The 19,797-nt window shown below is 57.7% G+C and carries 21 protein-coding genes; 15 read left to right on the top strand and 6 right to left on the bottom strand.

The features are described 5' to 3' along the window. Positions 1-494: 494 nt before the first annotated feature. The 4 genes from AC07UR_RS33615 to AC07UR_RS33600 form a co-directional block, all read right to left on the bottom strand. Entirely contained in the window at positions 495-1,565 is a 1,071-nt protein-coding gene (locus AC07UR_RS33615) for an ABC transporter substrate-binding protein (RefSeq protein ID WP_209793349.1), read from the bottom strand. Between the two features lie 48 nt (positions 1,566-1,613). Next, the gene (locus AC07UR_RS33610) at positions 1,614-2,381 is read right to left on the bottom strand and encodes an ABC transporter permease (protein WP_077499093.1); all 768 of its coding nucleotides are present in this window, start codon (positions 2,379-2,381) and stop codon (positions 1,614-1,616) included. 85 nt (positions 2,382-2,466) lie between these two features. After that, positions 2,467-3,366, bottom strand: coding sequence for an ABC transporter permease (locus AC07UR_RS33605; RefSeq protein ID WP_209793347.1), 900 nt, complete (start codon positions 3,364-3,366; stop codon positions 2,467-2,469). Beyond that, positions 3,363-4,475: an ABC transporter ATP-binding protein gene (locus AC07UR_RS33600; RefSeq protein ID WP_209793345.1), complete on the bottom strand. Its 1,113-nt coding sequence runs from the start codon at positions 4,473-4,475 to the stop codon at positions 3,363-3,365. Before AC07UR_RS33600 ends, AC07UR_RS33605 begins: the two co-directional genes overlap by 4 nt. Positions 4,476-4,755: 280 nt before the next feature. On the opposite strand from AC07UR_RS33600, the gene AC07UR_RS33595 reads away from it, so the two are divergent. The 7 genes from AC07UR_RS33595 (at position 4,756) to AC07UR_RS33565 (ending at position 11,702) form a co-directional block, all read left to right on the top strand. Continuing rightward, positions 4,756-5,454: a GntR family transcriptional regulator gene (locus AC07UR_RS33595; protein ID WP_209793343.1), complete on the top strand. Its 699-nt coding sequence runs from the start codon at positions 4,756-4,758 to the stop codon at positions 5,452-5,454. Between the two features lie 102 nt (positions 5,455-5,556). Then, positions 5,557-6,912 (top strand): aspartate aminotransferase family protein, encoded by a 1,356-nt coding sequence (locus AC07UR_RS33590; RefSeq protein WP_209793341.1) that lies wholly within the window; start codon positions 5,557-5,559, stop codon positions 6,910-6,912. Continuing rightward, on the top strand, positions 6,912-8,621 hold the full coding sequence (locus AC07UR_RS33585) for an acetolactate synthase catalytic subunit (protein WP_209793339.1): 1,710 nt from the start codon (positions 6,912-6,914) through the stop codon (positions 8,619-8,621). The genes AC07UR_RS33590 and AC07UR_RS33585 overlap by 1 nt, the downstream gene beginning before the upstream one ends. Next, a complete protein-coding gene (locus tag AC07UR_RS33580) occupies positions 8,618-9,388 on the top strand; it encodes an SDR family oxidoreductase (protein ID WP_209793336.1) in 771 nt (256 codons plus the stop codon). The genes AC07UR_RS33585 and AC07UR_RS33580 overlap by 4 nt, the downstream gene beginning before the upstream one ends. Before the next feature lie 38 nt (positions 9,389-9,426). Further along, positions 9,427-10,122: a winged helix-turn-helix transcriptional regulator gene (locus tag AC07UR_RS33575; protein ID WP_209793334.1), complete on the top strand. Its 696-nt coding sequence runs from the start codon at positions 9,427-9,429 to the stop codon at positions 10,120-10,122. A gap of 269 nt (positions 10,123-10,391) precedes the next feature. Then, entirely contained in the window at positions 10,392-10,709 is a 318-nt protein-coding gene (locus tag AC07UR_RS33570; RefSeq protein WP_234942095.1) for a hypothetical protein, read from the top strand. Between the two features lie 642 nt (positions 10,710-11,351). Continuing rightward, a complete protein-coding gene (locus AC07UR_RS33565; protein WP_209793332.1) occupies positions 11,352-11,702 on the top strand; it encodes a hypothetical protein in 351 nt (116 codons plus the stop codon). A 205-nt stretch (positions 11,703-11,907) separates the two neighbouring features. Here AC07UR_RS33565 and AC07UR_RS33560 read toward each other — a convergent pair whose 3' ends face one another. Beyond that, positions 11,908-12,141: a Y4oE-related protein gene (locus tag AC07UR_RS33560; RefSeq protein WP_209793391.1), complete on the bottom strand. Its 234-nt coding sequence runs from the start codon at positions 12,139-12,141 to the stop codon at positions 11,908-11,910. Between the two features lie 442 nt (positions 12,142-12,583). Between AC07UR_RS33560 and AC07UR_RS33555 the strand changes: the two genes are divergently transcribed. From AC07UR_RS33555 to AC07UR_RS33545, 3 genes are all read left to right on the top strand, one after another. Continuing rightward, positions 12,584-13,294: a response regulator transcription factor gene (locus tag AC07UR_RS33555; RefSeq protein WP_209793330.1), complete on the top strand. Its 711-nt coding sequence runs from the start codon at positions 12,584-12,586 to the stop codon at positions 13,292-13,294. A gap of 186 nt (positions 13,295-13,480) precedes the next feature. Continuing rightward, positions 13,481-14,758 (top strand): 8-amino-7-oxononanoate synthase family protein, encoded by a 1,278-nt coding sequence (locus AC07UR_RS33550; protein WP_209793328.1) that lies wholly within the window; start codon positions 13,481-13,483, stop codon positions 14,756-14,758. Beyond that, positions 14,745-15,140 carry a hypothetical protein gene (locus AC07UR_RS33545; protein WP_209793326.1) on the top strand — a complete coding sequence of 132 codons (396 nt, stop codon included), beginning with the start codon at positions 14,745-14,747 and terminating at the stop codon, positions 15,138-15,140. The genes AC07UR_RS33550 and AC07UR_RS33545 overlap by 14 nt, the downstream gene beginning before the upstream one ends. Positions 15,141-15,151: 11 nt before the next feature. On the opposite strand, the gene AC07UR_RS33540 is transcribed toward AC07UR_RS33545, so the two are convergent. Continuing rightward, positions 15,152-15,541, bottom strand: a complete 390-nt coding sequence (locus tag AC07UR_RS33540) for a MarR family transcriptional regulator (protein ID WP_494701969.1) — start codon at positions 15,539-15,541, stop codon at positions 15,152-15,154. Positions 15,542-15,645: 104 nt separating this feature from the next. Here AC07UR_RS33540 and AC07UR_RS33535 point away from each other — a divergent pair, with 104 nt between their 5' ends. The 5 genes from AC07UR_RS33535 (at position 15,646) to AC07UR_RS33515 (ending at position 19,782) form a co-directional block, all read left to right on the top strand. After that, positions 15,646-16,074 (top strand): hypothetical protein, encoded by a 429-nt coding sequence (locus AC07UR_RS33535; RefSeq protein ID WP_412728437.1) that lies wholly within the window; start codon positions 15,646-15,648, stop codon positions 16,072-16,074. Positions 16,075-16,168: 94 nt separating this feature from the next. After that, positions 16,169-16,786, top strand: coding sequence for a lysozyme family protein (locus AC07UR_RS33530; protein WP_327795904.1), 618 nt, complete (start codon positions 16,169-16,171; stop codon positions 16,784-16,786). Beyond that, the gene (locus tag AC07UR_RS33525; protein ID WP_209793324.1) at positions 16,783-17,079 is read left to right on the top strand and encodes a TrbC/VirB2 family protein; all 297 of its coding nucleotides are present in this window, start codon (positions 16,783-16,785) and stop codon (positions 17,077-17,079) included. Before AC07UR_RS33530 ends, AC07UR_RS33525 begins: the two co-directional genes overlap by 4 nt. Further along, entirely contained in the window at positions 17,076-17,423 is a 348-nt protein-coding gene (locus tag AC07UR_RS33520) for a VirB3 family type IV secretion system protein (RefSeq protein WP_209793322.1), read from the top strand. The genes AC07UR_RS33525 and AC07UR_RS33520 overlap by 4 nt, the downstream gene beginning before the upstream one ends. Further along, a complete protein-coding gene (locus AC07UR_RS33515; protein WP_209793321.1) occupies positions 17,416-19,782 on the top strand; it encodes a VirB4 family type IV secretion/conjugal transfer ATPase in 2,367 nt (788 codons plus the stop codon). Before AC07UR_RS33520 ends, AC07UR_RS33515 begins: the two co-directional genes overlap by 8 nt. Positions 19,783-19,797: the final 15 nt, after the last annotated feature.

Raw genomic sequence — 19,797 nt, 5'->3', positions numbered from 1 at the left:
CGGCGGCGATCGGCTCGATCATTGAGTTTGGGTATCAGACTGATTTGTCTGCGACGACCCTGTGAACATTGTCGTCGCAGGTCGAAACGCCCAGACCAGCAGGATGCTCATCGAGACGAACAACAAAGAGAAAACAAGACGATTTGACATGGCGCTTTCCTTCACATTTGGAGCTCAGTGAAAGCAGATTTCAGCATTCGTCGCCGTGTCAGGTCGAGCAAGTCTGGCATGGAGACGCGCAGGCGCGATAATCAAGGCGTCGCGGCTGTGCAGGTGACGTGTCCTGTCGCCGCATCGCGCGTCTTTTGGAGTGTCGCGAGACCGGGGTAGCAGCCGCCGCAAGGAGCCATATGGGATGAGACGGGGAGGTATTCCGGCTTGCGCGTGCCTTTATCAGCTCTCCGGCGCGCCGCCAGATTGCGCGACAGCCCAGATCTTTCCCGGGAGGATCCGAGCTGTCGGTTTCATGCTTGCGGCTTTTTCATCGTTATGGGCTAGCGAAGCCACTCGTTCCAGCGTTGCAGCAATTGCGCCGCATTGGCGTTGATCCATTCAGCGTCGGGGACAACCATAAAGTCCCGAACCTCGTTCGCATGCGGCATCGTCTTGCGCACGTCCTCCGACATCAAGGCGATTGCGTCGGTGCTTGGCGGCGTGCACGAAAGCACTTCGCAAGCCATTGCCTGCGCCTCCGGCGAATTCAGCCAGAACGCCATCAGTTTTAGCGCGTTGTCACGATTCTTTGCTCCTTTGACGAGCGCAATGCGGTCGCCGACCAGAAACGATGCCTTATAGGACCATCCAATCGGTAAACCTTCGTTCTGCATCGCCTTGGCGCGCGTCAGCCAAATCTGCCCAATCGAATAGTCGCCATTGCGAAAGCCTTGCACACTCTGATCGCCGGTTTTCCACCACACTGAAACCGCGGGCCGGATTTCGTCGAGTTTTTTCAGAGCCCGTTCCACGTCGAGCGGAAACAGCTCTTCTCGGCTGACGCCATCGGCAAGCAGCGCCGCTGCCATCACACGCCAGGGGTCGTCGAAATTGGGAAATGCCCGCTCGCCGGAAAAGGTCTTGCTATCCCACATATCGGCCCAGGTCTCAGGTGTCGGTCCGCCATCGCCGGTTCGATAGGCGAGCAACGTCGCCGTCGACTGCAACAGCGCGCCGCCGGCAGCACAGGCGTTTGGGCCGAGATCTTTTCGTCCGGCAAACTGTTTGCAGAAATCCGTCAGGTCCTCCGTGACCGCCTTGTGGGCCGTCGATGCCGCCTGGATCTCACCGTCGAGATAAAGATCCCAGGTGACATTCCCAGTCTTCACCATCGCCGCGACTTTGGCCCGCATTTCAGCATTGGTCGCAACAACCGTCACGACCTCAATCCCGGTCGCCTTTGTGAAGGGATCGAACCAAGCCGCCTTCAGCGCGCGGTCGTAGGCACCGCCCGTCGAAGCGATGACAACCTGCTCGGTTGCAAGCGATACCGAGGACCAGGATAAAAGAAACAAGGCGCTTGCCGCCACCACTCGGTGAGCTCTCGTCCAACGCAGCGGAAATGAAATCATGGCAGTTTCCTTTGTAGGGTTGGCAGGGGAAATGGATCGCGCACTTGCTCAGCCGCGCTTTTGGGCATTGGCCAAGTGAATGGCGCCCATCAACATGAGGGAAACCACGACCAGCACCGTCGAAACAGCCGCGATGACGGGCGTGAGGTTGAAGTCGATATCTTCGAACATCTTGCGACCGATCGACTTGCCGCCGATATCCGAGATGAAGAACGCGACCGTGGCTTCATCGAACGAAGCCAGAAAGGCAAACACCGCCCCAGCCGCTACCCCCGGTGCAATATTGGGCAAGACCACAAGGACGAAAGCCTGCAGCCTGTTGGCGCCGCAGTTCAACGCCGCCAGTTCCAGCGCCGGGTCGAAGCGTTGCAGCGCCGCCGTCACTGTGATCATCACGTAAGGTGTGGCAAGCACCGTATGGGCGATGAGAAAGCCGAAGAAGTTGCCCGTCAGCTGCAGCGGCGAGAACACCAGATAGAGGGCGACGCCAAGCACAATGTGCGGCACGATCATCGGCCCGAGCGCAAGAGCCTGAAGCGCCGAACTGAAGGGGAGACGCCCGCGCACGATCGCCAGGGCGGCCATCGTGCCCATAATGGTAGCGGTCGCAGTCGTGGCAAGTGCGATCTTAAGGCTGAACCATGTTGCCGCCATCCAGTCCGGATCGCTGAAATAGGCCCGGTACCATTTGAGGCTCAACCCGCTCGGCGGGAACTGAATATAGTCCGTTTCACTGAGTGACATGGGGATGACGATGAGGGTCGGCAGCAGCAAGAAGAAGAGGACGCAACCGATCACGGTCGCGAGTACGATCATGCCGAAGGCCTTGGCAAAGGCGTGAAAGGTTGCCGCCGCGTAGTGGCCGCGGATCAGCGGCAGCCGATTGGGTAGAGGTGCGAGATCAGTGGACACTGTGCAATCCCTTGCTGAGCGAGAGTGTCTTTCGAAACAGGAAAACGAAGATCAGCGTCACGGTCAAAAGCACCGTCGACAGCGCTGCGGCAAACGGCCAGTCGAGCAGCACAGTCGTCTGCTGTCCGATCAGGGTCGCCATGAGCATCGATCCGGGACCGCCCACCAACGCCGGCGTGATGTAAAAGCCCAGCGCAAGGACGAAGCACAAAACGCTGCCGGCAAAGACACCCGGCAGGCTCAGGGGCAAGGTGATGCTGATGAACGCGCGAAACGCGCCAGCTCCCAGATTCCGCGCAGCCCTGTTATAGTCGGGCGGCAAGGTCCGCAGGGTTGAATAGATCGGCAGGATCATGAACGGCATCAACACATGCGTCATTGCGACGATCACCGCACCCTGCGTGTAGATCAGCTTCATCGGCCCGTCGGTGATACCGGCATCGGCGAGAAGCGTATTGACGATACCGTTGCGCTGGAGAAGCACCACCCAGGCATAGGATCTGACCAGAACCGAGGTCCACAAAGGTATGAAGACGCAGGCCGCAACCACCATGGCGATGCCATGTCTCAACCGTGCCATCAGATAGGCGACGGGAAAGCCGAGAAGAAGGCTTGCAATCGTCACAATGAAGGCAACTTTGACCGTACTCGCCAACACGCCGAGATAGAGCGGCTCGGCAACAAGACGCCGATACTGCTCAAGGCTTCCTCCCTCAAAACTCAAGCCAACAAGCCGGGTGACGGGATAGACGAAGCCGATGGCCAGAGCCACGAAGAGGGGCGCCGCCAAGCACACCGAAACGTCACGCGAATAAAACCGCGCGGATGCCGCAGTCGACCGTCGCTGGCGGGGAAAAGCCGGCTGCGGAACTTCGGAAGGACCGCTCATGCCGCGTGCCTTTCCGTGTTCGCAAACAAGTGGATGGCGCCATCATCAAGCAGGAGGTCAACCGTATCCCGCTCTTGAAACGGCAGCCCGCCTTCGGCAGGTAACTGTATCTGCAACAAAACGTCCGGGCGGCTTTCCAGCCGAACCACGAGAATATGGACCGAGCCGACGAAGACGCAGGTCTGAACGACCGCCGCAAGGCAACCCGAACCACCTTCACCGCGCCTGGCAACGCGGACCCGCTCTGGGCGTATCGCGAGCTTTATGGTTTGCCCGGCCATTGCGGTTGCCGGCAGACCTTGCGCGCGAATGGAGAGAACCGTGTCGTCTGAAAGACGCACCACGGCCGTGCCACCTGCGTTCTCGATGCAATTGCCTTCCATGAAGTTCATACGTCCGATGAAATCGGCGACAAATGCGGAATTCGGATGCCGGTAGAGATCCGTCGGCGTGCCGAACTGCTTCAACTCGCCGCCGGCCATCACCGCCACCCGGTCCGACATGGTCAGTGCCTCGTCCTGGTCATGCGTTACATAGACAACTGTTGCGCCCAGTCGCTCTTGCAGGCGCTTGATTTCGAACTGCATCGCCTCCCGTAGCTTTTTGTCCAGCGCGCCCAGTGGTTCATCCATCAATAGAACGGGCGGTTCGAATGCCAGCGCCCGCGCCAGGGCAACGCGCTGTTGTTGGCCGCCGGACAATTGCTGGGGGTAGCGCTCGCCAAAGCTTGATAGCTGCACGAGCTCGAGCATCTCCTCGACCCGCGTGGCAATCCGCGTCTTGTTTGATTGCCTTTGCATGCGCAACGGGAAAGCAATGTTCTGTCGAACCGTCAGATGCGGAAACAAAGCGTACTTTTGGAACACCATGCCGATGCCACGACGGTTGGGAGCAACATGCGTGACATCGCGCCCCCCAATGACGATCTTGCCGGCGCTCGGTCCTTCAAATCCCGCGATCATGTTTAAAGCCGTCGTCTTGCCGGAACCGGAAGGACCGACAAGCGAAACAAACTCACCCGCCCCGATCTCAAGTGACAGGCTCGTGACCGCCCTGACACTGCCGAAATGCTTCTCAAGCCCAACAAGAGACAAATATTGACCAATCAACTTTGACTTCCTTTCAACTGTTCCGGCGACGATCTAAGACGCCGAACCTCATGGAAGGCCGCGAGGCGGCCACGTACGGATAAGTCCATCGAGCGATCCTCTGGCGCTGTCGGGACGAACAATGCTGATGAAGAATCCGCGCCAAGCTGGCAGGCGGCACCGGTGACGATAATCAAGAAAGCTGCTAGGACTCGTTGATGCGACAAAAGCTTTGCAGAACTTTCACATTTCAATTTTGTTGCATCAAAATATTGCATTGTCAACTGAGTGAGGAGCCCGAATGGCGGCCGATGTGAAAGACCTGACCAATCCTGATCGTTCGGTAGAGAACCTTGGTGATGCCGCATATCGCCAAATGAAAGAGCGCATCATCCGTGGCGTCTACCGTCCTGGCCATAAGTTGACGGTGAGGGCTGTTGCGCAGGAGTTGGATGTGAGTACCACTCCTGCGCGTGACGCTATCAATCGGTTGGCCAGTGAAGCCGCGCTCGTCTATGCCGGACCAAAGACGGTTGTCGTGCCTGTCCTTGACGCAGGCGCCCTCAAGGAGATCACGCTTATTCGCCTGGCGCTCGAGGGCTTGGCGGCGCAACAGGCTGGCGAACATGTTGCCGACGATGATGTCGAGGCTCTTGGATTGCTGCAAAAGCAGATCAATTCAGCGCTCGACGCCGGGCGATATGCGGACGCCCTTTGGCATAACAAGGAGTTCCACTTTGCGATCTATCGCCTGGCAAAATTGCCGCATCTTGTCTTGATGATCGAGACACTTTGGCTGCGCATCGGCCCTTCCTTGCATAACCTCTATCCGGAGTTCGCAAAGGAGCGCTTTGGCGTTCACAACCATGAGGTTGCTATGGAGGCGCTGCAGGAGCGGGACGGCGCCAGCGTCAGGGCTGCGATTGAGAATGATATTCGCGACGGTTATCGGCGTCTGAAGCGGGCTTGTCGTGAGAAGGCGACCCTTCCTGCATCCTAGATAATTTGTTGTATGGATCTGATGGTCGATATTTTTGTTGCAACAAAAATGTAAAGCTCGTACAAACAGCGAGCCGAACGTGTTGCTCAGAAAGACCAAGCCATGCCAGTTCAAGAAATTCATGCCGCACAGGCTTTGCCTGCGCGGACTAAATCCTCGCGTCTGTACCGCCGCGCAATGCCGGTCTTCCCCGGCGGTGTGACCCGCGCAACGGTCGAGAAAGACCCCATTCCTTTTTACGTCGCGTATGGAGAAGGCGCCTATCTGGTTGATGTCGACGGAAATCGTCTGCTCGATCTCAACAACAATTTTACGACGCTCATCCACGGGCACGGTTTCGAACCGGTTTGCCGGGCCGTCAGCGATCTCATGCGGACGGGCACGTGTTTTGCCAATCCGACACAACACGAGATCGGGCTTGCTGAGCTACTGGTCGACCGTATCCCTGCCATGCAGCAGGTGCGCTTCGTCAACAGCGGCACCGAAGCGGTGATGTTTGCAATCAAGGCCGCTCGCGCATTTACAGGTCGACCCGGCATTGTCAGGATCGAGGGGGCCTATCACGGCGCCTATGACTGGGCGGAGGCGGGACAAGCCGTGGCCTCGAACCCAGACGACCGGGCCGCGACACCAAGGGCCCTGCCTGCCTATCATGGCACGCCTGAAAGTGTCGCCGATGACGTCCATCTCATTCGTTTCAACGATGTCGAAGGACTGGAGCGACGCCTATACGCCTTGCGCGACCGTGTCGCCTGCGTGTTGATCGATCCGATGCCGAGCCGCGCCGGCCTCGTTCATCCCACGACGACCTTCATCGAGGCGCTCACTTCGGCCGCCCGCAAGAACGGCATCCTCATCATAGCCGATGAGGTACTCAATCTGAGACAGAGCTACTCAGGCGCGTCACCGCGTTATGGCTTGACGCCCGATCTGGTCACCGCAGGCAAAATTATCGGCGGTGGCTTTCCAATCGGGGCAATCGGCGGGCGCGAGGAGATCATGCGGGTTTTCGGTACCGAAGACGCAAGGCCTCTTTTGCCGCAGGGAGGCACGTTTTCCGCCAACCCCGTCTCAATGGTCGCCGGTCGCGTCGCGATGGAGGCAATGACACGGGAAAACTTCGATCATTTGGAAGCGCTCGGAGAGCGGCTGCGCAGCGGTCTTCTGAGCAGCCTCAACCGGACCGGTGCACCATTCTCTGTCACCGGGGCTGCTTCGCTGTTTCGCATACATCCCAAACGTCATGCGCCAACCGAGTTTCGAGAAGCGTTGTTGAGTGATGCGGAGGGCCGCGTGATGAAGGGACTGGCACGGCATTTCCTTCAACACGGCATCCTCCTTCCCCATGGCGCCGCAGCGTGCCTTTCGACACCCATGACCAACAGCGACATCGACCGCGTTCTTACTGCCTTTGATGATTTCCTCGATGTTCACGCCGCCAACGAGAGGGCGCAATAATGACCGATACCGCAACTGAAACTGTCGCCGAGCGCATTGCCCGTATCCTTTGCCGCCACAAGGTCGAATTCATCTTCGCCCAAAGCCTTCCCTCGGCCGTTATTCTCGCGGCGGAGGCAGCTGGCATCAAGCAGATTGCCTATCGGCAGGAAAATATGGGTGGGGCGATGGCAGACGGATATGCCCGCATATCCGGTAAAGTCGCCGTCGTTGCCGCACAGAACGGTCCTGCCGCGACACTTCTTGTCCCACCACTTGCGGAAGCGTTGAAAGCCAGCGTTCCGATCGTTGCGCTCGTTCAAGATGTCGAATGCGATCAAACGGACAGAAATGCATTCCAGGATTTCGACCAGATCGAACTCTTCCAATCCTGCGCCAAATGGGTCCGGCGCGTTCATGTCCCAAACCGAATTGACGACTATATCGACGCCGCCTTCACCGTCGCTGCGTCTGGCCGCCCGGGGCCCGCGGTCTTGCTCCTGCCCGCCGATCTGCTGCGTGCTCCAGCGGCTCCCCCTGCCAGCCCAAGATCAAAATGCCTTGGGCACTGGCCACTTGATCGCACCCGCCCACCGGAAGAGGTGCTCGATGAGGTCGCACGCCTGATTGCATCGGCGAAGGCGCCAATCATCGTTGCAGGTGGCGGCGTGCATGGGGCAGGGGCCCCAGAAGAACTGACAGCCTTGCAGCACGAAGCAAGCCTGCCCGTGATCACAACAAATATGGGCAAGGGGGTGGTCGACGAGTTTCATCCGTTGTCTGCAGGTGTCCTTGGGTCATTAACCGGCCCACGCTCGCTCGGGCGTCATTCCCTGCCACTGATTGAGGAGGCGGACCTGGTAATCCTGGTCGGTACGCGAACCAATCAGAACGGAACAGACAATTGGCGGCAGATCGCAAATTCCGCGACTGTCGTGCATATCGATGTCGACCCGATCGAGATCGGCCGGAATTACGAGGCTGTGCGGCTAGTTGGTGACGCGGCCGAGACGATTACGGCCCTTCGTACGGCCCTTGGTCGCGTCGACCTTGCCCGTCGCAATCGCGAACGTCCGCGATTGGAAGAACGCATAGCGGCGATCTGGTCTGCATTTGAACGTGATCGCCGGGACGTTGCGACCGCGACCTCCAGGCCCATCCGACCAGAGCGGGTAATGGCTGAACTTCAGTCCGTTTTGACCCCTGATATGACGATCGTCGCTGACGCTTCCTATTCCTCGATGTGGGTTGTCGGGCAGTTGCGTGCTCCGGGCGCCATGCGCTTTATCACGCCGCGCGGACTCGCGGGCCTTGGTTGGGGTGTGCCACTCGCAATGGGAGCCAAGGTTGCCCGACCTCAAAATCCGGTCATTGCCCTCGTCGGTGACGGCGGCTTCGCCCATAGTTGGGCCGAGCTTGAAACGATCGTGCGCATGCAGCTTCCGGTGATCACGATCCTATTGAATAACGGCATCCTCGGCTTTCAACGGGATGCGGAGACCGTCAAGTTCGGTCGCTATACGACGGCTTGCCACTTCGCCGACGTCGATCATGTGCAGATCGCAAGAGCTTGTGGTTGCCCTGCGGCCCGCGTTGAGGATCCCGATGATCTGACCGATCTGCTTGAACGCAGCATCCGGGCGCCGACGCCCATGCTGATTGAGGTCATGACGGACCCGGAAGCACATCCTCCTCTTTCTCTCTTTGCCAACATGGATGCGGCAGCATGACAAACGCCGCTAGGATCGCCGTGGTCACTGGCGGCACGACAGGTATTGGGCTGGCGACAGCCCGATATCTTCTCCAACGCGGGTACAGAGTTGCGATCTTCGGTCAAAACGAAGGCCATGTGGAGAACGCCAAAGATTGCCTTGGCCGCGAATTCGGTGCTGACCGCATCTTTGCGCGCACGGTCGATCTCGGGCAGCCAGCTCAAATCACCACATTCTTTCGTGAGCTCGAACAAGGCTGGGGAAGTGTTGCTGTTCTCGTTTGCAACGCCGGCGTCTCGCCAAAAGGTGTCGACGGTCCGGCGCCTTTCAGCGAGGTGTCGCTCGACGAGTGGAACTTTGTTCTCTCCGTCAATCTGACCGGTGCGATGCTTTGCTGCCAGGCGGTGCTGCCAGGCATGGTGCGTCACGGCTTCGGGCGTATCGTCTTCATCGGCTCGGTTGCCGGGCGAACACTTCCGCGCATCGCCGGCAGTGCATATGTTGCCTCTAAAGCAGCGATTGCCGGTCTCGCGCGATCCCTCGTCTGGCCCTATGCCGCCCACGGCATCACAGTCAACGTCGTTGCTCCGGGCAGGATCGCGACAGCCATGGCGGGTGCGAGCGGCAACCAAATCAACCGTGCGGCTATCACCCGTATTCCCGCCGGCCGAATGGGCGACCCCCACGAAGTCGCTGCGGTCGTCGGTTTTCTTGCCGACGACGAAGCCGCCTTCGTCAACGGGGCAATCCTGGACGTCAATGGCGGGGAGTACGCGCCAGCGTGAGCCTGTAGTCGGGAATTTCTTGCGCAATGGAGCGAGTTATGAACGGACGAATCCTTATCCATACGGAAGACGCGGAGCTTTACCTTCTCCTTAAGCACATCCTCACGCTTGAAGGTTTCGAGGCTGAAAACACCAGCCGTTTGAGCGAGCTTCTGGCCCGTGTCCATCAAGCCCCACCGCTGGCGGTCATAATCGACTGCTCTGGTCCAGATTTGGATCCATTTGCGTTCTGTGCGCAAATCAAGGCCGCCACAACGCCGAAGACAAGGATAGTGTCTCTCGAGCAGACGACCGACGGCAACCACGGTCGCTCGCTTGCCCCGCCCACGGTGGACTGCAGGCTGCATCGCCCGTTCAATCCGCAGCGGCTGCTTGCATTTCTGCGCGATTTGCGTGCCGATGCGCCGGCGCAAGCCGTGACGAAATCGGCAGCAATATTGCGCTACGCCGATATCGAAATGAACCTCAATCGGCTTCGCGTCGAGCGCAATGGTCACCCGGTTCTTCTATCAGCTCTCCAGTTTCGGCTGATGTTGTGCCTGATGCGGGCGCCCGACGTTGTCCACACCCGCGATGATCTTATTTCGGCTGCCTGGCCGCCCGAAGCAGAGGTCGAACCACGTACGGTTGATATCCACATTGGACATATCAGGCGCGCAATGAAGCGGGAGGGGGCTGACGTCATTCGAACCGTTCGCTCGGTAGGCTACGCGCTCTATCTGCCATCCAATTAACCGCGGGGTTGATCGAGCGCTTTCGCTAACCGTGCCCATTGTGGGGCTCCGGCAGCCGAATCCGGGCGTGTTTTCGGAGCGCGGCTCGACGTGGGTCTGAAGAGCCGTCGTCATTTAGTGATGGTGTCGACAGCCGCGTGGTCGGCCAGCGCCAAATCGCATGAGCCCACAATCGCGCAGCCTCCCCCATGCGATTGTGCATGCGCACCCGTTCATTAGCGGTTCAGCCTGATTGGCTCAAAGTGATAGCTGGTTAGGAGGAGTTTGCGATGAAAAAGCTCTTGTCAACCCTCGCAGCAATCGGCTGGGTCGCGGCTTTCGCAATTCCGGTAAGCGCGGCTCCGATTTTCGTGCCAAGGCCCGAACAGGTGCAGACCAACACGACCATTGAACAGGTCAACCATTGGCGTCACCGTCATTGGCGGGCGGATCGACGATGGGACCGCCGTTGGGATAGACGTCACGCTTGGCGGTCCTGCGGCTACTATGGCAGGTGCTACCCCCGCCATTACGGCTACTACGGAGGTTACCGTGACCATTACCGCTACCATCGGCGGTCGGGCGTCACGATTTACTTCAATTTTTAGACGGTCGTGCCAGCAGTCCGCCGTTCCCCAAGGGACAGGCTACGGACGTTGCAGATCGTCAGCAAAGCGATGTGACTTTAACTCTGCCGCAATTGGTATGGATCCTTCTTGCAGGAGGATGCCACGATGTCAGTGGAATGGCCGATGTTCATACTGCAGTGTGTTGTTGTGATCGGCCTCGTCGGTGCCCTGTTCATCAGGGCAGACTAACCCTGCGGCAACAGCCATTCTTGCTTCGCAACTTGCTCAGGTCCGCCACTTGGGCATGCGCTGTGCGTTGTGGAGCAGCTCTCGGGCAGTGGCGAAATGACCAAACAGGTACCGCAGTCGCTTCTCTTGCTCGTAGCAGAGCCGATGTCGTTTGCAGAAGTCGGTCACTGACCAAACCTTGGTCGCGGCTTCCCCGACAAGTTTATCGCTTTCTACGCGCTCCATCTTTGCCTCCCTACGATCTACATCAGGCCATCTTACTGAAGCCTAATGTAGTGGGGAAGAAACTAAGACGTAGCCATTTTGAGCTATTTCAGGTTGATAGCGCGACTTTTGTCGCCTCTTCGGCATGTGTGTGGCCGCTCTCCTGCTTGCAGGATCGAGCGGCCACCATCGTGTTATTGCGCCGGTGTTGTCGTTGAAGGTTGGGTCGTGGATGGCTGCGTCGACGGGGTCGTTGTCGAAGGCTCGGTCGTCGACGGCGTTGCTGTAGACGGCTGCGTCGTCGTAGACGGAGTTGTGGACGGTTCCGTCGTCGTTGCCGGCGGGGTTGCCGTTTCTGTTGTAGTATCATTCGTCCCTGGTTTTAAGAACATCACCGCCAAGATGATGATCACAGCGGCGACAACGAGGCCGATTGCTGTATTCCGGTTCATTCTTGCTCCTCCTGTGTATTTCTTAACTCTAATATATAGAGCGCGGCGCGTTGTTTTCAATTCAAAGGGAACCGTTGTGCTGGCAGTTGGATGCCTGACAGTACTTTCCACCTGCACCCCTGAATAACGCGGGCATTGTAAGAGCAGTTGAAGCGGACTGCCGGTTTCGCAATGAGCGTCGATTTGTAAAGGAGAAATCTAGTCTTCTCCTTTGCAGTCGGATGCGGCATTGAACGGCCAGACTGACTTGGATGAGAACCGCGGCCTCCGCCTGCATCAACATTGTTCGACGCGGCGTTCCTGCATGTGCACCAGTTTGCTTGGCGCTTGCACTAATTCGCCTGCCGATCTTTCAGCGTTATAAAAACGCCAAACCAGAATTTGTAGTCATCGGCACGCTCTTCAGTCCAGGCGTCCAGCGCACAATAGGCAGTCGCTGTCGCGGCCTGCGAACCATAAAGATCGATTGCGGCGGTTACCGCTTCCTCGGTTGTGAAGTTATCCCAGATACTATCCCTGCCGGACGTATGGTGGGTGCCGGACGAACGAACGAGAATTTTGGACAAGCTCAACCTCCCTGCTGTCCGGCAGGTGAAGATGATGTTGCCGGACGTTGGAACTCAATCGTTGAGCCACAGAAGCCGCTGAGCGGTTCTTATCGTGTCGTCCCTGGCAATCCTGTTCGACAGCGCGCGCTTGTCCTCGTCGGCAATCGATGGCCCGAAGATAGGGGGTAAGGTCGGGCGTTGGCAACACCTTTTAGGTGCATATTGGAGCAGGGACTTCGCGCCAGCGAATTCGAAGGCTGCAGCGACTTTAACCTTTGTTGCATCAAGTTTGGCGGATTGATTGAGTTTTCTTGAGGAATACGTTCGATAAATGCTGATTCAACAATAAAAAATGGGGGGTATAACGTGCTGCACGACATGGTAGAAATTTAGTTTGTGATATCATAAATGTGGAGCCGAAGATGAAAAGTCAGCAAGCAACGGTCGCTGAGGCCGCGCGATGAAGCCACTGATCCTTATCTGCCCGCGCAATGTCGACATCTATCTCCTCCTCACGCACATCCTAAACGTTGATGGCTTCCGCACCGCGCTGACGAGTGAAGAGGAGATCGGCGAAAAAGCGGCGGCCTTGATGCCTGATGCGATTATCCTGGACACAGGGGCTGATGCGGCATCGACCTTGAAGGCATGCGCGACGATCAGATCCGACGAGATCACCGCCGCAATCCCAACGATCGCGCTGGTCGCTGCGAGCGACGAGCGGTACTATCTTGATCTGCTAAAGGCCGGAGTGGATGAGAACTTCGTTCGCCCAGTGTTACCAAGTAGGCTATTGAATTATTTACACTCTCTTTCAAATCTGAAAGCCGGCCTGCCGCCCGAAAAACCCTCCATGCCGGATACATTGGCGGTGGGAGAACTCACCATTCAGCTGGGCCGCCGCCTGGTTATGTATGACGGCCGGGAGCTCCAGCTCGGACCAATCGAGTTCAAGTTGTTGAGCCGACTTCTCCAGGCGCCTGGAAACGTCTTCTCACGCCAGCAGCTAATCGATATCGCGTGGCCGGCAGACCACTATGTTCATTCACGCACCGTCGATGTGCATATCGGCCACCTGCGCCGTTCGCTGCGGCGTCTAACCGGCCACAATCTCATTCGCACTGTCAGGGCGTCAGGTTATGCGGTCGAACTCAGGCACGCTCGACGTTGATAGTTGCTTTCAAATATGCAATTTATTATGAATGTATAATATAGCATCGTTTGTTGTTGTGTAATTTTATTTATCGCAATCTAGTTCTTTATTCTCAAATGTTTTGGAAATATTTATGAAATGCTTCGTTGAGTAGGGCGAGCGCACAGGCCACTCTCCAGTCAATTCTTGTTCTGGAGATACGAAATGTCCACAAACGCTCCAATCAGGCCAAATGACGCAAGCAAGAGCTCCAGTCGGAATACCGACGGACTCATTCGTCACTCGCAGAGCCACTTCGACGCTGCACATTTCCACGGGCTCATGGCGCTCTATGCGCGTCCCGCCACCGGTCGAGCGGTCGTTTTGCCATATGACAGCGAGAGGCGGGTCGTCGATTTCGTTCGGTGCTCCTATCTTGGGCTGGACAACCACCCCAAGATTATCGATGGGGCCATCGAGGCGCTGATTAGCTACGGTGCATTGCATTGGTCATGCGCAAGAACGCGCCTCAATTTTGCGATTATCGGCGAACTCGAAGCGGCGCTTGGTGAATTGTTCGGCGCGCGGGTGATTGCTTTCAGCACCGTGTTGGCCGCGAACATGAGTGCGCTGCCTTTGATCGCCTCTGGTCACCTGACTGGCGGCGTCAAGCCCCTAATGGTTTTCGACCGCCTCGCGCACGCAACACTTGCCTATCACAAGGGAACATTAGCTGGCGAAACTCAGGTCGAAACGATTGGGCACAACGACGTCGAGGCACTTGAAGCGCTCTGCAGGAAATATCCGGCGGTCGCCTACATTTGCGACGGCGTCTATTCCATGGGAGGCTCTATCGATCTCGCCCCCCTAAAGCGCCTTCAGGAACAATACGGCCTATTTCTCTACGTCGACGACGCCCACGGCATCTCGATCTTCGGAGACAATGGCGAAGGCTATGCCCGATCGCAATTTGGCGACGCGCTCGGCGAACGCACGATCATAGCAGCATCCCTGGGCAAGGGGTTTGGCGCCTCGGGTGGCTTGCTCATGCTCGGAACTGCCCATCAGGAACAGCTTTTTCGCAGGTTCGCCGTTGCCCACGCATTTTCAGCATCCTTGAATGTGGCGGCGATCGGGGCTGCCTGCGCCTCCCAAGCACTCCACCGCACCGCGGAACTAAAAACCCTGCAGCTTGAGCTGCAGTCACGAATTGCGCTCTTCGACTGCCTCGTTCCTACGGCGCAAAGAGGCTCGTCATTGCCGATAAGGACTGTCGAGATTGGAGACGAGCTGAGAGCAATCGCAGCGGCGCGAACCTTGTTGGACAGGGGCTTTTACACCTCGGCCATCTTCTTTCCGACAGTTGCCAGGGGACGCGCGGGATTGCGGATATGTCCGACGGCTGGGCATAGCGAGGGCGACATCAAGGCAATCGGTGCAGCGATCGCCGCGGTACTGGACGAGTTGGGGCAGGCGGAGGTCGATTCAAATGGCGACGTCTGACGCAAAGTTCGCGCTGCCTACCGCTGCCAGCGAATTGTGCATTGAGGTTCCGGGGGCGGCCTACGTTGTCAGGCGCCTGGCCGAATGCCCCGCGCTGGGGGATGCGATCCACAAGGAAGATGGCGATCTCGTCAAGTTCATCGCCGGAGGACGCGTCACAATGCGCACTCACGGCAAACGATTGTCTCTCATCGTTGAAGCAAGCGGTGTCCTCATGCGAACTGCGATCGAAGACATTCTGGCCGTGGAGCTGAGCAATATCCACCCGGCACTCCCAACCATGCTTTTGTGGCACGCCGCCAGGTACCACGGCCGTCAGCCGCCGTGGGAGCCTGGGCAGAGCCAAGCATCTGGTCCAACTCATGGAGGGCGTTCACTGTGACGAATTTCCGTTCATTCCCCACGGGCGACGCTCGCCGCCTTCAGGCTTGCAAAAAGCGCATCCGATATCTCGAATTCGCGGGCTTTGCCTCGTCCAAGGGCGTTCTTGGACCATCTTTCCGTCAAAAGTCCGCGGCCAACCAGCTGATCGATCGGTTCCGCCGCACCGCCCCGGGTCAATCCAGTCTTTTCCGTGATGTTCGTAAGCGTCAGCGGAATGTTGGCGAGGTGCAAGGTGTAAAGCAGGCTCAGCATGCCCAGCTGCTTCAGGCGAGCTTGTGGGGTCTCCCCTTCGACCGGATTGTCCATAATCTCGCTCATAGCGAGGGTCGAAAACGTAATGCTCTGCATGCGCGTATCGAATGAGGTCGAGACGGGTTTACCTGTCATTTTTGCCAGCACTGAAACAATTGGAAAGGCGCTCCTTATGGGGCCGTCTGCCGACTAGGCGAGGATTTCGCATGTTTTTGAGCATTCCTAAGATCGTCCTATCCGGCTGTTTGTCGATGGCAACATATTCCGTATGCGTGACCAAGTCCTATGCAGATAATTGGGCCTGTGAAGTTCTTCTTTGCCTGTCAAACCCAGGCGGTCCCACCGAGTTTGCCGAATGCCGCCCCCCAATCCATAGACTTTGGAAACATTTGGCAAAAGGGCGGTCCTTTCCCGTTTGCAACGGCGTCGGTTTTCGTGCGTCCCGTCCAGGTTACGAGCCCCATTATTGCGATGCGGGATACCGCTTGATCCAGCGGACGAACGATCGTGGCCGAGAGGTGACGTGCATATCACTACGGCCGATTCCGGTACGCGGTCAAAGCTGCAAATCACTCAGCACCTGCACGGTGTTTCAGCTGAAGCCGCCCCATCTGCGTGAACGACCGCGCTTCGTCGACGTGACGATTGATGGCCATATGTCCCAGCGCGTTTGGTTTTGATCCCATGCCGGCCCCGTTTGTCGAATTGGCTGAGACCTGTGCTCCGGCGATGCCGAGCGAACTCCTGGCGGCTGTAGCCAGCCTAGAAAGCGGAATGGCGCCCTTGTCGATCCGCATCAACAGCGATTACCCGCGTGGCGCTCCCCCACGCAATGTGCGTGAGGCGACACAAGCTGCCACCGCGCTCATCGCCAAGGGGCAGGGTATAGATCTCGGGCTTGGCGGCATAAGCCCGTTTGACCTTGCCACCATGGGGATGAGCATCGCCGATGCTTTTGACCCTTGCCAAAATCTCAAAGCCACAGCTCGACTGCTGTCGCAGTACCGAGCTGCGGCAATCCGCGCCGGCCACGAGGGTGAAATGCTCGATGCCGTCATGCTGCGCAGCTACTTCGGTCGAGGTGATGAGAGCACCGGCGAGATGGTCGGGTATGACCGGCTGGTTCAAAATGAGAAAGAGCGCCTCAAGCGGCACTTGGCCGAACTCTCCCTGAATGATGCCAGCCAGCAAGATCTGTCCTCTTACGAACCAAGAGAGCGCGACAGCACGGCATCGAGCCCCCCTGAAGACTTCCCCTTCGATAGGGACGCAGAAGCACAGCTGCCGCGGCGAAGGTCCATAGCCGCGGCTGGACCGGCCTGGGATGTGTTTGCTTCGAAGGGGGCCTCTTCGGTCCTGGTTTTTGGAAGAAAAAATGGGAGTTTGAAATGACGTCGCGTGCTGATCTCAAGACGACCGCTGTGTCGGTAATGATCGCGGCAACTTTGGTTCTGGCTACGATCGAGCCAGCCTTTGCGCAAGCCGCCGGCATTGAGAATGTGCTTCAGAACATCGTCGACATGCTGACTGGTAACATCGCGCGATTGCTTGCGGTCATTGCCATTATTGTCATCTGCATCTCCTGGATGTTCGGGTACATGGACCTGCGCAAGGCGGGGTTCTGGATCATCGGTATCGGCGGCATCTTCGGTGCCACCGAACTGGTCAACACAATCGTTGGATGACGCCCGTGCCAGGATCGACCGTGATTGAAGAAGACACGCTGTTCCTTGCTTGCACTCGCCCCATCATGGTTGCCGGTGTGACGATGGAGGCCATGGCGATCAATATGATGCTGACGACGACCTTGTTCATCCTCGCCGGCTCGATTGTCTATGCCTCCGTTGGCGCGATCTTCCATCTCCTATTCAAGGCACTCGTCAAACACGACCACAATATGTTCAGGGTCATGCTTGCTTGGGTAGAGACCCGAGGCAGGGCTCGCAACCTGCGCCTTTGGGGTGGTTCGACTGTCACACCCCTACGCCTTCATCGCCATTACGACGGGAGGGACCTCAACCTTGACTAGACTTGCGAAGTTCAAAGCCCGCGAATTGCAACCGGAAACCTTCATCCCCTATATTCGCCACGTCGACGAAACCATCATTGGCCTTGATTCCAGAGCGGTGATGACGGTCATTGCGCTTGAAGGCATAGCTTTCGAGACTGCCGATCCGCTGGATATCAATGCTCTGCACCGTGATCTTAACACGCTCTACCGCAACATCGCTGACGAGAGACTGGCGCTGTGGACCCACATCATCCGCCGGCGCGACAACAATTACCCGCTAGGGACCTATGAGAATTCCTTCTCCGACCGCCTCAATCGCAAATACCGCGACCGGATGGTCGACGAGGATCTCTTCCGCAACGATCTCTACCTGACGCTGATATGGCATCCGGCCCGTGATGCTGCCAGCCAGATCGCGTCGCTGCTCACTCGGCTTGGGAGGGCACGCGCCAGAGGATTCGAGTTTGATCAACAGTCCCTGAAACGACTGGTTGATGTCACGCTCGACGTGACTGCCGGCATGGCGCGGTTCACACCACGCGTTCTGTCAATTTATGAGCGCGACGGCATTCTCTTTTCCGAGCCAAGTGAGGTGCTCCATCAACTCATTGGCGGCAGGCGTGAGCCGATCCCGCTTACGCAGGGGCGCATCGCGTCAGCCATCTACTCGGACCGGGTCATCGTCGGTCGGGAAACTGTCGAGATCCGCCACGAGGCAACAAACCGTTTTGCCGGCATGTTCGGGTTCAAGGAGTATCCGGCCCGCACCCGCACTGGCATGCTCGATGGTTTGTTGACGGCGCCATTTGAACTTGTTCTCAGCCAATCCTTCGGGTTTTTCTCCAAAGCCGACGCCAAAGTCATCATGGGGCGCAAGCAGAACCAGATGGTCAGCGCCGGCGACAAGGCAGGCTCACAGCTTGAAGAGCTTGTTGATGCTCTCGACGAACTGGAATCGAACCGCTTTGTCCTCGGTGAACATCATCTGACGCTCGCGGTCTATGCATCATCCATAAAGGAACTCGCGGATAACCTCGCCAAAGCGCGCTCGCATCTCACCAATGGCGGCGCGGTCGTTGCCCGCGAGGATCTCGGGCTTGAGGCGGCGTGGTGGGCTCAGCTACCGGGTAATTTCCGCCATCGAGCCCGATCCGGAGCGATCACATCCAAGAATTTCGCGGCTCTTTCTCCGTTTCACTCCTATCCGGTGGGCAAGAAGCAGGGCAACGAATGGGGACCGGCCGTCGCTATGTTGAAGACCGCTTCGGGCTCGCCGTTCTATTTCAACTTCCACCATGGCGATCTTGGCAACACCTTCGTCTGCGGTCCGACGGGATCGGGTAAAACCGTCATCGTCAATTTCATGCTGTCGCAATTGCAAAAGCATGATCCGCACATTGTCTTCTTCGACAAGGATCGCGGGGCCGACCTTTTCGTGCGCGCAGTCGGTGGGACTTACCTGCCGCTGAAAAACGGTATCCCGAGCGGATGCGCGCCGCTCAAAGGTCTTGAACTCACGCCGCAGAACAAGGTTTTTCTGTCGCAGTGGATCGCAAAACTCGTCGTCTCGAACACCCGTGCACTCTCGGTCAGCGATACCCGCGATATTGCTGCTGCCATAGACGGATTGGCCGACCTGCCACTCCATGAGAGGACCATTGGGGCATTACGGGCTTTCCTCGACAACACGGACCCCGAAGGCATCGCGGCAAGACTGCGTCGCTGGGAGCGGGGAGGTCCGCTTGGCTGGCTGTTCGACAACGATGTCGACGACATCGGGATAGGTGCAAAATTTCTCGGCTACGACATGACCGATTTTCTCGACAATGAGGAAATTCGCACGCCGTTGATGGCCTACTTGTTTTATCGGGTCGAGCAGTTGATCGATGGTCGGCGGATCATCATCGTCATCGACGAATTCTGGAAGGCCTTGGCTGACGAGGCTTTTCGAGATTTAGCCCAAAACAAGCTCAAGACAATCCGCAAGCAGAACGGATTGATGCTCTTTGCCACGCAAAGCCCTCGCGACGCGATCAATTCTCCGATTGCACACACGATCATCGAGCAATGCCCGACACAGGTATTCATGCCGAATGCGCGCGGGAGTTATGCCGACTATGTCGACGGGTTCAAACTCACGGAACGCGAGTTTGAGCTGATATCGCGCTCGCTCTCCAACGAGAGCAGACGCTTTATCGTCAAGCAAGGCCACAACAGCGTGGTCGCAGAACTCAATCTTGCAGGCTTCGACGACGAGCTCGCGGTCTTGTCCGGCCGCACCGCAAATGTCGAGCTCGCAAATCGCATCAGGGCGCAGGTAGGAGACGAACCAGCTGCCTGGCTCCCGTTATTCCAGCAAACGAGGAGCACGAGATGACGTCGAGGAAGACTA

This window comes from Ensifer sp. GW821-FHT05G01 (genome assembly GCF_059419585.1).
Note: the sequence above shows the minus strand (reverse complement) of the source record. Positions and strands in the feature narration are given on the sequence as shown.

Coding starts and splice junctions, on each gene's coding strand:
- AC07UR_RS33590 (WP_209793341.1), top strand. CDS start 5,557: ATGCCAGTTCAAGAAATTCATGCCGCACAGGCTTTGCCTGCGCGGACT.
- AC07UR_RS33550 (WP_209793328.1), top strand. CDS start 13,481: ATGTCCACAAACGCTCCAATCAGGCCAAATGACGCAAGCAAGAGCTCC.
- AC07UR_RS33580 (WP_209793336.1), top strand. CDS start 8,618: ATGACAAACGCCGCTAGGATCGCCGTGGTCACTGGCGGCACGACAGGT.
- AC07UR_RS33520 (WP_209793322.1), top strand. CDS start 17,076: ATGACGCCCGTGCCAGGATCGACCGTGATTGAAGAAGACACGCTGTTC.
- AC07UR_RS33595 (WP_209793343.1), top strand. CDS start 4,756: ATGGCGGCCGATGTGAAAGACCTGACCAATCCTGATCGTTCGGTAGAG.
- AC07UR_RS33610 (WP_077499093.1), bottom strand. CDS start 2,381: ATGATCGTACTCGCGACCGTGATCGGTTGCGTCCTCTTCTTCTTGCTG.
- AC07UR_RS33535 (WP_412728437.1), top strand. CDS start 15,646: ATGGCAACATATTCCGTATGCGTGACCAAGTCCTATGCAGATAATTGG.
- AC07UR_RS33615 (WP_209793349.1), bottom strand. CDS start 1,565: ATGATTTCATTTCCGCTGCGTTGGACGAGAGCTCACCGAGTGGTGGCG.
- AC07UR_RS33525 (WP_209793324.1), top strand. CDS start 16,783: ATGACGTCGCGTGCTGATCTCAAGACGACCGCTGTGTCGGTAATGATC.
- AC07UR_RS33545 (WP_209793326.1), top strand. CDS start 14,745: ATGGCGACGTCTGACGCAAAGTTCGCGCTGCCTACCGCTGCCAGCGAA.
- AC07UR_RS33570 (WP_234942095.1), top strand. CDS start 10,392: ATGAAAAAGCTCTTGTCAACCCTCGCAGCAATCGGCTGGGTCGCGGCT.
- AC07UR_RS33530 (WP_327795904.1), top strand. CDS start 16,169: ATGGCGCCCTTGTCGATCCGCATCAACAGCGATTACCCGCGTGGCGCT.
- AC07UR_RS33605 (WP_209793347.1), bottom strand. CDS start 3,366: ATGAGCGGTCCTTCCGAAGTTCCGCAGCCGGCTTTTCCCCGCCAGCGA.
- AC07UR_RS33585 (WP_209793339.1), top strand. CDS start 6,912: ATGACCGATACCGCAACTGAAACTGTCGCCGAGCGCATTGCCCGTATC.
- AC07UR_RS33555 (WP_209793330.1), top strand. CDS start 12,584: ATGAAGCCACTGATCCTTATCTGCCCGCGCAATGTCGACATCTATCTC.
- AC07UR_RS33575 (WP_209793334.1), top strand. CDS start 9,427: ATGAACGGACGAATCCTTATCCATACGGAAGACGCGGAGCTTTACCTT.